This window comes from Enterobacter sp. RHBSTW-00994 (assembly GCF_013782625.1).
Taxonomy (GTDB): domain Bacteria; phylum Pseudomonadota; class Gammaproteobacteria; order Enterobacterales; family Enterobacteriaceae; genus Enterobacter.
Map to the genome: position 1 here is coordinate 978,374 of NZ_CP056199.1, position 13,078 is coordinate 991,451.

The 13,078-nt window shown below is 54.9% G+C and carries 12 protein-coding genes; 9 read left to right on the forward strand and 3 right to left on the reverse strand.

The features are described 5' to 3' along the window. Window positions 1–36: 36 nt before the first annotated feature. The 3 genes from HV346_RS04575 to HV346_RS04585 form a co-directional block, all read right to left on the reverse strand. The gene (locus HV346_RS04575; protein ID WP_181622391.1) at window positions 37–1,821 is read right to left on the reverse strand and encodes a diguanylate cyclase; all 1,785 of its coding nucleotides are present in this window, start codon (window positions 1,819–1,821) and stop codon (window positions 37–39) included. A 122-nt stretch (window positions 1,822–1,943) separates the two neighbouring features. Continuing rightward, a complete protein-coding gene (locus HV346_RS04580) occupies window positions 1,944–3,053 on the reverse strand; it encodes an AI-2E family transporter (RefSeq protein ID WP_181622392.1) in 1,110 nt (369 codons plus the stop codon). A gap of 131 nt (window positions 3,054–3,184) precedes the next feature. Then, the gene (locus HV346_RS04585) at window positions 3,185–4,060 is read right to left on the reverse strand and encodes an arginase family protein (protein ID WP_181622393.1); all 876 of its coding nucleotides are present in this window, start codon (window positions 4,058–4,060) and stop codon (window positions 3,185–3,187) included. 131 nt (window positions 4,061–4,191) lie between these two features. Here HV346_RS04585 and HV346_RS04590 point away from each other — a divergent pair, with 131 nt between their 5' ends. The 9 genes from HV346_RS04590 to tauD all read left to right on the forward strand — a co-directional run bounded on the left by HV346_RS04590 (window position 4,192) and on the right by tauD (window position 12,999). Beyond that, window positions 4,192–5,088: a LysR family transcriptional regulator gene (locus tag HV346_RS04590; RefSeq protein WP_181622394.1), complete on the forward strand. Its 897-nt coding sequence runs from the start codon at window positions 4,192–4,194 to the stop codon at window positions 5,086–5,088. A gap of 154 nt (window positions 5,089–5,242) precedes the next feature. Beyond that, window positions 5,243–6,409 (forward strand): multidrug effflux MFS transporter, encoded by a 1,167-nt coding sequence (locus HV346_RS04595; RefSeq protein ID WP_181622395.1) that lies wholly within the window; start codon window positions 5,243–5,245, stop codon window positions 6,407–6,409. 47 nt (window positions 6,410–6,456) lie between these two features. Next, window positions 6,457–6,840 carry a GFA family protein gene (locus HV346_RS04600; RefSeq protein ID WP_181622396.1) on the forward strand — a complete coding sequence of 128 codons (384 nt, stop codon included), beginning with the start codon at window positions 6,457–6,459 and terminating at the stop codon, window positions 6,838–6,840. 256 nt (window positions 6,841–7,096) lie between these two features. Continuing rightward, window positions 7,097–8,497, forward strand: a complete 1,401-nt coding sequence (mmuP, locus tag HV346_RS04605) for an S-methylmethionine permease (RefSeq protein ID WP_181622397.1) — start codon at window positions 7,097–7,099, stop codon at window positions 8,495–8,497. Then, a complete protein-coding gene (gene mmuM / locus HV346_RS04610) occupies window positions 8,484–9,416 on the forward strand; it encodes a homocysteine S-methyltransferase (RefSeq protein WP_181622398.1) in 933 nt (310 codons plus the stop codon). The genes mmuP and mmuM overlap by 14 nt, the downstream gene beginning before the upstream one ends. 168 nt (window positions 9,417–9,584) lie before the next feature. Then, entirely contained in the window at window positions 9,585–10,547 is a 963-nt protein-coding gene (gene tauA, locus HV346_RS04615) for a taurine ABC transporter substrate-binding protein (RefSeq protein ID WP_181622399.1), read from the forward strand. A 12-nt stretch (window positions 10,548–10,559) separates the two neighbouring features. Then, the gene (tauB, locus tag HV346_RS04620; protein WP_181622400.1) at window positions 10,560–11,327 is read left to right on the forward strand and encodes a taurine ABC transporter ATP-binding subunit; all 768 of its coding nucleotides are present in this window, start codon (window positions 10,560–10,562) and stop codon (window positions 11,325–11,327) included. Next, window positions 11,324–12,151: a taurine ABC transporter permease TauC gene (gene tauC / locus HV346_RS04625; protein WP_181622401.1), complete on the forward strand. Its 828-nt coding sequence runs from the start codon at window positions 11,324–11,326 to the stop codon at window positions 12,149–12,151. The genes tauB and tauC overlap by 4 nt, the downstream gene beginning before the upstream one ends. Next, window positions 12,148–12,999, forward strand: coding sequence for a taurine dioxygenase (tauD, locus tag HV346_RS04630; RefSeq protein WP_181622402.1), 852 nt, complete (start codon window positions 12,148–12,150; stop codon window positions 12,997–12,999). The genes tauC and tauD overlap by 4 nt, the downstream gene beginning before the upstream one ends. The last annotated feature ends 79 nt before the right edge of the window (window positions 13,000–13,078 follow it).

Here is a 13,078-nt window from a genome sequence, read left to right on the forward strand (position 1 = left end):
ACAGCAATACCCGCCAGCAGAATACCGGGCGCATCCTTACCCCGCCTCCAGCATGCCAAAGCTCACTATTCGTGAGCGACCCAGTTCTTTCGCCCGATAGAGTGCGACATCGGCTGCGCGCAGCAGGTTATCGCCCTGGGCGTGTTCTGGATAGCTGGCGATACCGATAGAAACATCAACAGGGCCAATCTCAGACAATCCATAGCGTAATGACAGTTCATGGACTCCGTTGTAAATCTCGGTCGCGCAGCGGTGGGCTTCTTCTTCATTGGCTCCGGACAGGAGAGCCAGGAACTCTTCGCCTCCGTAGCGGAAGGCCAGTCCACTGTTGTGAACGGCACGCTGCACAATCGTCGCCACGCTTTTGATGACCTGATCGCCTGCCTCGTGACCGAAGCGGTCATTGATGTTTTTGAAGTAGTCGATATCGATCATCAGACAGCTCACCGGTTCGTCATTCCGCATCGCCTGGCTCATTTGCGTGCGTAGCGTATCGTCCAGATGGTGGCGGTTTCGCAAGCCTGTTAACGGGTCGTATAAGGCTTTTTCCAGCAAGGCATCCCGCAGGCGCTGGTTGGCAAGAGCCAGGCCCAGAGCTTCAGCCATTAATTCCAGATACGCACGAGATGGAGCGGTTTCGGACGTAATACCCTGGAATGAAAGCAGCCCAATGGCCTCGCCTTGAGCGATTAGCGGTACGCACAATGATTGCCCCGAGCAGGATTCCGGCAGGTGATAGCAGGCAATATCGGGTGCTTCATTCGAGGGCGGATGGCTTTGCCCCCGACGTACAGCCCAGCAATCATCGGGATGGAACGGCGAGTCTTCACCTTGCGGTGAAAGCCATTGTGCAGCACAGCGCATCTGCCAGGGATCGTGGTCCAGAATATAGAGCTGTCCGGCAATGCCCGGTGCAATGTTAGGGGCAAACAGTTGCGCGACATTAATGACGTCCGTAAAAGATTCACAGCCCTGCAGGCGTTGTGTCATACGAGCCAACAGCTCGCGGATTGCCCAGTCGGCATCGCGTTCCTTTTCCAGCCGTTGTCGCACAAGTCCGTTTTCGCGAAAGATACGAATGGCCTGCGCCATGTCGCCGATCTCATCAATCTGGTTGAAATTAGGGGTTTCGACTGCGTAATCCTGTGAGGCGAGCCGGTGTACGACATCGCTCAGGCGGACAACCGGGCGCAGTACGCGGCGCTTGAGGATAAAACCCAGCACAAACAAAAACAGCAGGGCGGTTGCCCCTACCATGACTTCAGATAATGTACGCAGTGTTCTGGAGGTATTGGTTGCCTCTTCGACGGCAGCATGCGCGCGGCGATCCAGCAACTGGCGGAAATGGTCAATCTGGTTTTGTACCCGGTCCAGCTCTTGTTCATAGGGTTTACCGTACAGCAATTGAACGGCCCGGGTCTCTTCTCCACGGGCTATACTGGCTAAGGCTGTCTGCTGCTCATCCTGAAGTTCATCAATGACCTGTAGCCCTTCATGCAGCAACGCCAGCTCTTCACCTGTCGCCCCATTGTCCTTCAGTTTTGCCAGTCGATGTTCGATGGTCTTTAATGAGGTCTCTTTCTGGCGATACTCGGTAAGGACATCGGGATCTTTATTGACGACATAGAGCCGCGCAAGGTCGGAAAGCGCCCAGGCATCAGTTTCAACATCTTCGGTGAGTTGATCAAATACCTGCCGCTGTTCGACAGCTTTACGCTCAACATTGTCGGCGTTCGAGGCCATAAGCATGACGATACCTGAAGCGATCGTCAGACAAACGGTGGCTCCATAGGCCCAGTTCGTGATGGTGGCAATTCGCACCTGTTGGATCCTTCTACGACTTTTGTGGGATAGCGTTGTTAGAAATTATAGAAAATGTTTGATTTCTGGCGATAAAAAAAGGCGGCGTAGCGCCGCCTGGTGTGTTGTTTATCGTCACCGCTTCACAAATCTGGAGGATTTTTGCCTTCTTCAATAAATTCCTCATCAAGCCCATCAGCATTACCCGCATGATCTCGCCCGGAGAACAGATTCCAGCAGGCGATAAACAGCGCGGCAATCAGCGGCCCAATGACAAAACCATTGATGCCATAAATTTCCATGCCACCAAGTGTGGCGATCAGTATCAGATAATCCGGCATTTTGGTGTCTTTCCCTACCAACAGCGGGCGCAGAATATTGTCGACCAGGCCGACAATGATCACGAAGAAGCCCACAATGAAGAACCCTTGCCACAGCTGATGCGTCGCAAACAGGAAGATGGCCGCCGGAACCCAAATAATGGCGGAACCTACGGCAGGGACGAGGGAGAGAAATGCCATCAGCGCGCCCCACAGTATGCTGCCATCAATGCCCACGATAGAAAAAGCAATACCGCCCAGCGTTCCCTGAACCACAGCCACCACCGCAGTGCCTTTCACGGTGGCTCTGGATACCGCAACGAACTTGGCGAAGAGATGTTGTTTAGCAAAATCGGTCAGCGGCAGGGAATCGAGGATCTGCCGCACCAGGAAAGGGCCATCTTTCAACAAGAAGAACAGCAGGTACAACATAATGCCGAAGCTGATGGCAAAACCAAATGTCCCTTTGCCGATGAGAAACGCACTACCTGCAAGATATTGTCCGCCTTGCAGCGCCACGTCTGAGAGTTTTTTCTGGATTTGCGCGGTATTGTCCAGATCGTGTTTGATCAGGAAACTGCTCGCCCAGTCGGGAAGATGTGAAAGGAGGCTGGCAAACACTTCCGGGAACTGCGCGGTGTTTTGCTGCAGCTTGGTGTAAACCACGTTGAGCTCGAGCGCCAGCGACGAGAGGATCACCGTGAGCGGGATGAAAACAATCAGGCAGATAATCCCGATGGTTAACAGCGATGCCAGCCCGTTGCGGTCACCAAGTGCTGTACGCAGTCTGTTTTTCACCGGGTTAAAGATAACGGTCAGAATAGCGGCCCACAGAATGGCGGAAAAATAGGGTGCAAGTATGTCGAAGAATGCCCAGGTCACGAGGGCGAGAATGAAGATGAAAAAACCTTTGGTCAGTCCGTTAAATCGCATCAGTGAGTCCTGGTAACTGAGAAACAGTGTCGACTATAGAACTGTTTTGGGGAATTACCAACGCTATGAATCGGGATTGTTCATGATGGAGGACCCTCCGGGACAGGCGGCGCGTCCGCACCGCCGGGTCATTACGCCTGACGCAGCAGCGGCAATGTGGCCAGCAGATTTTTCAGGTTGAGGGCATCCCACGGCAGATGTTCGGCAATGCCAAGCCCGACAACATCCGCCGCACGATCGGCCTGGGCGATAACGGCTGCGGCTTCCGAAAGCGTCAGTTTCCCCCTGGCAACCCCGTCCCATTTTTCTGGCGTATCGTCCGGGCGGGCGAACATCACCGCCCGGAATTGCCGGAAGTCCAGCACATCCAGATCAAAATGGATCGCCAGGTGGGTGATCTTTTCTGCTTTTATCCATTCGGCAATAGCCTGGCTGCCTTCGCGGATCGCCTCTGGCGACACCGTTCGGATCCCTCTTTCGCGAATAAAATCAGCTTCATACGCATTCGGTGAATGAAGCCCGGCGATCATCACGTTGCTGGCCGGAACAGGACGTTTAACGCGATGCGTGAGATCGTGGTCTCCGTTCCCCATCAGTGCGCCCAGAATATGCGCATGGGCGTTAGCGTACTGCGCGGGGGTCATGACATCTGGATGGGTATCGATCCACAGGATGCCAAATCCTTCGCCGTAGCGCTCGCTGAGCCAGGAAAAGGGTTCCAGATCGATCAGGCAATCGCCGCCCAAAACGGTGATGCGCTCAGGCTGATGTTTCTTGATGAGTTGGGCCGCATTGTCCAGATCTTGCATCAATTTACTGCGGCCTAAAATGCCCTCTTCAACATCGGGCTGGACGGTTAAGGGTGTGACCGGAACGAGCTCTACGGGTGATGGGGTATCAGGTGCAAGCCATGCCAGCATCTGCGCGCCAAAGTGATATTCACGTAGATTACCGCCCAGCCAGAGGGGAAAAATAAGCCGCAGGCTCTTGTCATCATTAATGCTCATGGTGCTCTCCTTATGATTGTTCCACGCGTAAGCAGCGCGAGAAATCGGTTCAGGATAAAGCAACGGGACGTCGTCACAAGACGCAAAACCTGACATCATTGTTCACCAATATGGATAATCAGGTGATGAACATGAATCAACTTCTGGCGATGCGTGCGTTTGTGAAAGTGATCGACACTGATTCGTTCAGCCGGGCCGCCGGGCAACTAGGGATGCCGCGTTCGACGGTGAGTAAGCTGGTTACCGATCTTGAGCGTCATCTCGGGACAACGTTACTCCACCGGACTACCCGTTCTCTTGCCGTCACGCCTGAAGGAAAGGAGTACTACCAGGACGCGGTGCGACTGGTGGCCGATCTGGACAGGGCTGACAATGCGGTACGACGTAACAAAGACAGCCCCGGCGGTATGTTGCGCATAGATGTTCCTGCTGTGTTTGCGGAATCCCTGCTTATTCCGGCACTGGCTGATTTCCATCGTGAGTTTCCCGACATCGCCATTTCTCTTGGTGTGAACGACAGAACCATCAGCCTGGTTGGTGAGTCCGTAGACTGCGTGATCCGTATCGGAGAACTGCTCGATATGTCGATGGTGGGGCGTAAGCTTTTTGATATGGCGTTCGTGACCTGTGCCACTCCGGGTTACCTTGCGGATAAAGGTATGCCGGGTACACCGCCGGACTTACGCGTGGGGCATGAGCTGGTCGGGTATTTTTCCGCTGGAAGCGGGCGTCCAGAGGGGCTGACGTTTATTAAGGACGAACAGCGTTACTTCTACGAACGCTGCGCATTTTCCGCAAATGGCGGTAGTGGTTTTATCGCCATGATCCGCGCCGGGCTCGGGGTGGGTCAGCCGCTGCAATGCTATGTTGAAGATGATCTGAAAAACGGTCGCCTGGTGGCGGTGCTTGAAGAATGGCAGCGTCCATCCGTTCCCGTACATGTTCTTTACCCACCTAATCGCCATCAGAATGCGCGATTACAGGTGTTTATTGACTGGCTGATTGCGCGATTTCGTAAGCAGGCGTAGGGCACGATCGCGATGCGTATATCGGGAGCTGGCTTGCCTGGGGCAAGCCGGAAATCATGAATTTCACTCATAACCACATCCTATTTCCTGCTCATTATTCATTACCTCATCTCGTCTATCATACGCAGCCACGCACACACCCGACCGGAATGCTATGACCGCACCGAAAACCACTGGCTTACCTTTTATCCTGATCCTCAGCGCGTTGATGGCCTTCACTTCGCTCTCCACGGACATCTATCTTCCTGCCATGCCTGTAATGGCAGCGGAACTGCACGGAAACGTGGAACTGACCATCACCGGTTTTTTAATCGGCTTTGCGATTGCCCAGCTTATCTGGGGGCCGATTAGCGACCATCTGGGGCGCCGTATTCTACTGTTTATCGGTATGACGCTCTTTATCATTGGTTCGGCAGGCTGCGCGCTGGCGACCGATATTACTCACATTGTCTTCTGGCGTGTTTTTCAGGCGCTGGGAGCGTGTACGGGTCCGATGCTGGCAAGGGCGATGATCCGCGATCTGTTTAGCCGTACCCGCGCGGCACAAATGCTGTCAACGCTGGTGATTGTGATGGCGATTGCGCCGATTGCCGGGCCGCTTATTGGCGGTCAGCTGATTAAATTCAGTTCGTGGCATAGCATCTTCTGGCTGCTGGTGGTGATTGGCGCACTGATGTTTGCCTCGCTATGGTGGTTGCCGGAAACGCTGGCGGAGGATAAACGCGTCAAAGCGTCTTTCGTCGGGGCGTTCAGGAACTACGCGGCGCTGCTGCGTAACCGCGTATTTATGCGCTACACCCTGAGTCTGACCAGTTATTACGTGGCGGCCTACGCATTTATTACGGGATCGCCGTTTGTCTATATCCGCTATTACGGCGTTGAGCCTCAGCACTATGGCTGGCTGTTTGCCGTGAATATTGTCGGCGTGATGGGGATGAGCGTGGTTAACCGCAGGCTGGTGAGCCGTCATGCACTGGAAAGTCTGTTAAAGCATGCCACGCGGGTCGCGGCAGCAGCGGCTGTGCTCATGGCGGTCTGCGTCTGGCTGAAGATCGGCGGTATTGTGGCGATTGTGGTACTGGTGTTTATCTTCTTCGCCATGAACGGGATTGTCGCGGCGTCCTCAACGGCGGCGGCGCTGGATGCCGTTCCTGCCAATGCCGGTTCAGCATCGGCACTGATTGGTTCCCTGCAATATGGCAGCGGGATCATCTCTTCCCTGCTGCTGGCGACCTTAAGCGATGGCACTCCGTGGACGATGGCGTGGATCATCGCGATCTTTACCTTTGTCAGTATGCTGCTGGCTGCGAAAAAAGAATGAGCTGTGCTATGTTTTGATGTGTTTTTAACCACTTTCAGGATGCATACATGGAAAAGGTGTTTTCGGGTGGATGTTTGTGCGGAGCGATTCGGTTCACGGCAACCGGTGGGGGCAATGCGCATACCTGCTCATGCGATATGTGCCAGAAACAGACTGGAGCACAAACCGTGGTGTGGATTGAATTTGCGGCGCAAAACGTGCAATGGACGGGCGAGGGCGGTTGTCCGGCTACGTGGCGATCGTCTGGCTACTCCAGCCGTGCATTTTGTCCTGTCTGTGGGAGTTCACTGGGGGCAATTGATGATTCTCCAACCATTGCGCTGTTTTCCGGCGTTTTTGATGAGCCTGACCAGCCCGAGTTTGCCCCCCGGCATCACGCGTTCGACGATATGATGCCCGCATGGTGGCGGCATCACCTCTGCAACCTCTGATCGTATGATGCCGGTTGTGGCAGATCCCACTTTCGACTGACCGAGGTTCTTTGTCTCTCACGCCATGCTGTAAGTATCTGCTTGTGGAGGTGCTTATGGCCTGGCGACCCATTCTGTATGTCATTTTGACACCCCATCCCCAGCTCTCTACCCGGCGTGCCCGGTTGCGTCTGGTGCATGGCTAGCTTTTTATTAACAATCGCGGTATAACAGACCTTCTTTGGATGTTTAGATGTCCATACGTTTAGAAGGTAATATGCAAACACAACAAGAAAATGGGCAGCTTAAGCGCACCATGAAAACTCGCCACCTGATTATGCTTTCGCTGGGTGGCGTGATTGGCACAGGGTTATTTTTCAATACGGGTTACATCATTTCCACCACGGGCGCTGCGGGTACACTGCTGGCCTACCTGATTGGTGCGCTGGTCGTCTGGCTGGTCATGCAGTGTCTGGGCGAACTCTCCGTTGCGATGCCGGAAACCGGCGCGTTTCATGTCTATGCTGCCCGTTATCTTGGCCCGGCAACCGGATATACCGTCGCCTGGCTTTACTGGCTGACCTGGACGGTTGCTCTGGGATCGAGTTTTACCGCCGCCGGATTTTGCATGCAGTACTGGTTTCCGCATGTGCCTGTCTGGGTATGGTGCGTGGTGTTCTGCGTGGTGATTTTTGCGCTCAATGTAATTTCTACGCGCTTCTTCGCAGAAGGAGAATTCTGGTTCTCGCTGGTGAAAGTCATCACCATCATTGCCTTTATCATTCTGGGTGGTGCGGCCATTTTCGGGTTTATTCCCATGCAGGACGGTGCGCCTGCGCCGGGGCTGACAAACATCACCGCTGAAGGTTGGTTCCCGCATGGCGGTTTGCCGATCCTGATGACCATGGTTGCGGTGAACTTTGCCTTTTCCGGTACTGAGTTAATTGGTATTGCTGCCGGGGAAACAGAAAATCCGCACAAGGTTATTCCCGTCGCCATTCGAACCACCATTGCCCGGTTGATTATCTTCTTCATCGGCACGGTATTTGTGCTGGCTGCGCTGATCCCGATGCAGCAGGCGGGTGTGGAAAAAAGCCCGTTTGTACTGGTCTTTGAAAAAGTGGGGATCCCGTATGCGGCTGACATTTTCAACTTTGTGATCCTGACCGCGATCCTCTCGGCAGCCAACTCCGGTCTGTATGCTTCAGGCCGCATGCTGTGGTCACTTTCAAATGAGAAGACGCTGCCGCGCTGTTTTGCCCGTGTGAATAAAAACGGCGTCCCGCTGACAGCGATTTCGGTGAGTATGCTGGGTGGTGTCCTGGCGCTGTTTTCGAGCGTCATCGCGCCGGATACGGTGTTTGTCGCGCTGTCGGCGATTTCCGGCTTTGCGGTGGTTGCCGTGTGGATCAGTATTTGTGCGTCACATTTTATGTTCCGTCGTCGTCATGTGCAGTCGGGGCAGCCGGTGTCCGCTTTGCAATATCGTGCGCCGTGGTATCCGCTGGTTCCGGTTCTGGGCTTTATCCTCTGCGTGGTGGCCTGTGTTGGCCTTGCGTTTGACCCAAGCCAGAGAATCGCCCTTTACTGCGGGCTGCCGTTTGTGGCGCTGTGTTATGGTGCGTATTACCTGACCCGAAACCTGACAACGCAGGAGCCTGAACATGTCGCAGAATAATCCGCTTACCTCCATCCTTGAAACTCAGCCCTTTGTGGTGCTCGATGGTGCGATGGCAACGGAGCTGGAAGCGCGCGGTTGTAACCTTGCCGATAGCTTATGGTCCGCCAAAGTGTTGGTGGAAAACCCGGAGCTTATCCGGGAAGTGCACCTCGATTATTTCCGGGCCGGAGCCCAGGTGGCGATCACCGCCAGTTATCAGGCCACGCCAGCCGGTTTTGCTGCGCGAGGGCTGGATGAAGCACAATCTCGGGTGTTGATTAGCCGAAGCGTGGAGCTGGCGCGTAAGGCGCGCGAAGCGTATCTGGCGGAAAACCCGCACGCCGGAACGTTGCTGGTGGCGGGGTCTGTAGGGCCTTACGGCGCCTATCTGGCCGATGGTTCTGAGTACCGTGGCGACTACACCAGAACGGCGGATGAATTTAGCGTATTCCACCGTTCGCGCATCGAGGCGCTGCTGGATGCCGGTGTCGATCTGCTGGCCTGCGAAACGCTGCCGTCGTTCTCTGAAATCAGGGCGCTTGCTGCGCTGTTGGCTGAATATCCTCGTGCCCGCGCCTGGTTCTCGTTTACCCTGCATGATAGTGAACATCTGAGTGATGGCACGCCACTGCGCGAGGTGATTGCTGAGCTGGCGCATTATCCGCAGATTATTGCGCTCGGCATTAACTGTATCGCGCTGGAAAATACAACCGCAGCACTTAAGCACTTGCAAAGCCTCACCACGCTGCCACTGGTGGTCTATCCCAACTCGGGTGAGCACTACGATGCGATCACTAAAACCTGGCATCATCATGGTGAAGCATGCGATACCCTGGCGGGATATTTACCGCAGTGGATAGCCGCGGGAGCTAAATTGATTGGCGGATGTTGTCGCACCACGCCAAACGATATCGCTGAACTGAACGCGCTACGATGAGACATCGCCCTCTCCCACAGGGAGAGGGCAGCAAACTGCACAAAATTCACTATCCTTTCCTGCTTTTTATCTAAAAACGATTCGGTATTAGCGATTCTTTTTTATTCCTTTATCAAAAATCCTGCGCCAGAAATACTGCCTCCATAACAAGAGAGGGGAGCAGACAGTATGGCAATTTCATCGCGTATTACATTACTCGGCGCACTGGCGCTGTGGGCATTTCAGGCGCAGGCGGTGGATGTCACCGTTGCCTATCAAACTTCGGCTGAACCCGCGAAAGTGGCTCAGGCGGATAACACCTTTGCCAAAGAGAGTGGGGCGAAAGTCGACTGGCGTAAATTTGACAGTGGCGCGGCCATTGTCCGTGCGCTGGCCTCGGGTGACGTGCAGATTGGCAACCTGGGTTCAAGCCCACTGGCTGTTGCAGCAAGCCAGCAAGTGCCTATTGAGGTTTTCCTTCTGGCCTCGCAACTCGGCAATTCTGAAGCGCTGGTGGTGAAAAAGAACATCACTAAACCAGAAGATTTGATCGGCAAACGCATCGCTGTGCCGTTTATCTCAACAACCCATTACAGCCTGCTGGCGGCGCTGAAACACTGGGGCATCAAGCCGGGCCAGGTGCAAATTCTTAATCTGCAACCGCCTGCCATTATTGCCGCCTGGCAGCGTGGCGACATTGACGGGGCATATGTCTGGGCACCAGCCGTGAACGAGCTGGAAAAGGACGGAACTGTCCTGACTGATTCTGAAAAGGTCGGACAGTGGGGCGCACCTACGCTGGATGTGTGGGTTGTGCGTAAAGACTTTGCCGAAAAACACCCTGATGTAGTGAAAGCCTTTGCTAAAAGCGCAATTGATGCCCAACAACCTTACATCAGTAACCCGGATGCGTGGCTGAAACAGCCCGCTAACCTGGAAAAACTCTCGCGCCTGAGCGGTGTTCCAGAGGCGGATGTGCCGGGGCTGGTAAAAGGCAATACCTATCTCACGCCAGTACAGCAGGTACAACAGCTGACTGGACCTGTGAACAAAGCCATCGTCGATACAGCTACGTTCCTGAAAGAGCAGGGCAAAGTTCCTGCTGTGGCGGCGGATTATAGCCAGTACGTGACCGATCGCTTCGTTAAGTAACAGGAGGCTGTGATGCTGCAGATAACAAACCTGTACGCCGATTACGGCGGAAAACCAGCACTGGATGATATCAACCTGACGCTGGATAGCGGTGAGCTACTGGTGGTGCTGGGGCCGTCGGGCTGCGGCAAAACAACGCTGCTGAATCTGATTGCCGGGTTTGTGCCTTACCAACGTGGCAGCATCCTGCTGGAAGGAAAGCGTGTTGAAGGCCCTGGCGCGGAGCGTGGCGTGGTCTTTCAGAATGAAGGGCTATTGCCCTGGCGTAACGTCCAGGAAAACGTGGCGTTTGGCCTGCAACTGGCGGGGGTTGGGCGAGAGCAACGGCTCGACACGGCGCGACAGATGCTGAAAAAAGTGGGGCTGGAGGGGGCAGAAAAACGCTTTATCTGGCAACTTTCGGGTGGTCAGCGCCAGCGCGTGGGCATTGCCCGCGCGCTGGCGGCTAACCCGCAACTGTTACTTCTGGATGAGCCATTCGGTGCGCTGGATGCGTTTACCCGCGAGCAGATGCAGACGTTGCTCCTGCGTCTGTGGCATGAAACCGGCAAACAAGTGTTGCTGATCACCCATGACATCGAAGAAGCGGTGTTTATGGCGACCGAACTGGTGCTGTTGTCTCCGGGGCCGGGCCGTGTACTGGAGCGTCTGCCGCTCAATTTTGGCCGCCGCTATGTGGCAGGTGAACCGGTGCGCAGCATCAAATCGGATCCCTTGTTTATCGAACAGCGTGAATACGTCCTGAGCCGTGTGTTTGAGCAACGGGAGGCGTTCTCATGAGCATCGTCTTTAGCGAAAAAACGCGGCGTACGCGGTTTGCCTTACGCTGGCCTTTCTCCCGTCAGATAATGCTCAGCGTGTGTACGTTGCTGATACTGTTGGCGGTGTGGTGGGCCGTTGCGGCACAGCAATGGGTAAGCCCGCTGTTCCTGCCGCCGCCGGGACAGGTGCTGGCAAAACTGATAACCATCGCCAGCCCGCAAGGATTTATGGATGCCACGCTCTGGCAGCACCTGGCGGCAAGCCTGGCCCGTATTCTGGTGGCGCTGCTGGCTGCGGTAGTTGTCGGGATCCCGACAGGTATCGCGATGGGATTAAGCCCAACGGTACGCGGCATTCTTGATCCGCTGATTGAGCTTTATCGTCCGGTTCCGCCGCTGGCGTACCTGCCGCTGATGGTTATCTGGTTTGGCATTGGCGAAACCTCAAAAATTCTGCTGATTTATCTCGCGATTTTTGCCCCTGTCGCTATGTCTGCTCTGGCCGGGGTGAAGAGTGCACAGCAGGTGCGGCTCCGGGCGGCGCAGTCGCTTGGTGCTAGCCGGGCTCAGGTACTGTGGTTTGTGATTTTACCGGGGGCGTTGCCCGAGATTTTGACTGGATTACGGATTGGATTGGGCGTTGGCTGGTCGACGCTGGTGGCCGCTGAGCTGATTGCCGCGACGCGAGGACTGGGGTTTATGGTGCAGTCGGCGGGTGAATTTTTGGCGACTGATGTGGTACTGGCAGGGATTGCGGTGATTGCCGTGATTGCCTTTGGTTTAGAACTGGGGCTGCGTGCGCTACAGCGACGCCTGACACCCTGGCATGGAGAAATACAATGAGCGAACGACTGACCATTACCCCGTTGGGTCCCTTCATTGGTGCACAGGTTTCTGGCCTTGATGTCACCCGGCCATTGAGCGATAACCAGTTTGAACAGCTTTACCATGCGGTATTGCGTCATCAGGTGGTGTTCCTGCGTGAGCAGGCGATTACCCCGCAGCAACAGCGTGCGCTGGCGTTGCGCTTTGGTGATTTACATATTCACCCTGTCTATCCGCATGCGGAAGGGGTGGAAGAGATCATTGTCCTGGATACCCATAACGATAATCCACCGGATAATGACAACTGGCATACCGATGTGACCTTTATTGAAACACCGCCTGCTGGCGCGATTCTGGCGGCGAAAATATTGCCGGAAACAGGTGGCGATACGTTATGGACCAGTGGAATTGCGGCATTTGAAGCCTTGTCTGCCCCTTTCCAGGCGTTGCTCAGCGGGTTACGAGCAGAACACGACTTCAAAAAATCGTTCCAGGAATACAAGTACCGTAAAACCGAAGAGGAACATCAGCGCTGGCAGGAGGCTGTCGCGAAGCATCCGCCTCTGTTGCATCCGGTGGTGCGTACGCATCCTGTAACCGGTAAGCAGGCGCTCTTCGTGAACGAGGGTTTTACGACGCGGATTGTGGATGTGACGGAGAAGGAGAGTGATGCCCTTTTAGGCTTCCTGTTTGCGCATATTACGAAGCCGGAGTTTCAGGTGCGCTGGCGCTGGCAGGAGAACGATCTGGCGATTTGGGATAACCGAGTGACACAGCATTATGCGAATGCGGATTATCTGCCTCAGCGTCGCATTATGCAGCGGGCAACGATTCTTGGGGATAAGCCGTTTTACCGAGCACCCTGATCCCTCTCCTAAAAGAGGCGAGGGGATTGCCCGTCGCGCGGTTTTTACCCTCTCCCTTTTAGGGAGAGAGCAAGAGGTA

Coding starts and splice junctions, on each gene's coding strand:
- HV346_RS04585 (WP_181622393.1), bottom strand. CDS start 4,060: ATGAGCATTAATGATGACAAGAGCCTGCGGCTTATTTTTCCCCTCTGG.
- tauD (WP_181622402.1), top strand. CDS start 12,148: ATGAGCGAACGACTGACCATTACCCCGTTGGGTCCCTTCATTGGTGCA.
- mmuM (WP_181622398.1), top strand. CDS start 8,484: ATGTCGCAGAATAATCCGCTTACCTCCATCCTTGAAACTCAGCCCTTT.
- HV346_RS04590 (WP_181622394.1), top strand. CDS start 4,192: ATGAATCAACTTCTGGCGATGCGTGCGTTTGTGAAAGTGATCGACACT.
- tauA (WP_181622399.1), top strand. CDS start 9,585: ATGGCAATTTCATCGCGTATTACATTACTCGGCGCACTGGCGCTGTGG.
- HV346_RS04580 (WP_181622392.1), bottom strand. CDS start 3,053: ATGCGATTTAACGGACTGACCAAAGGTTTTTTCATCTTCATTCTCGCC.
- tauB (WP_181622400.1), top strand. CDS start 10,560: ATGCTGCAGATAACAAACCTGTACGCCGATTACGGCGGAAAACCAGCA.
- mmuP (WP_181622397.1), top strand. CDS start 7,097: ATGCAAACACAACAAGAAAATGGGCAGCTTAAGCGCACCATGAAAACT.
- HV346_RS04595 (WP_181622395.1), top strand. CDS start 5,243: ATGACCGCACCGAAAACCACTGGCTTACCTTTTATCCTGATCCTCAGC.
- HV346_RS04600 (WP_181622396.1), top strand. CDS start 6,457: ATGGAAAAGGTGTTTTCGGGTGGATGTTTGTGCGGAGCGATTCGGTTC.
- tauC (WP_181622401.1), top strand. CDS start 11,324: ATGAGCATCGTCTTTAGCGAAAAAACGCGGCGTACGCGGTTTGCCTTA.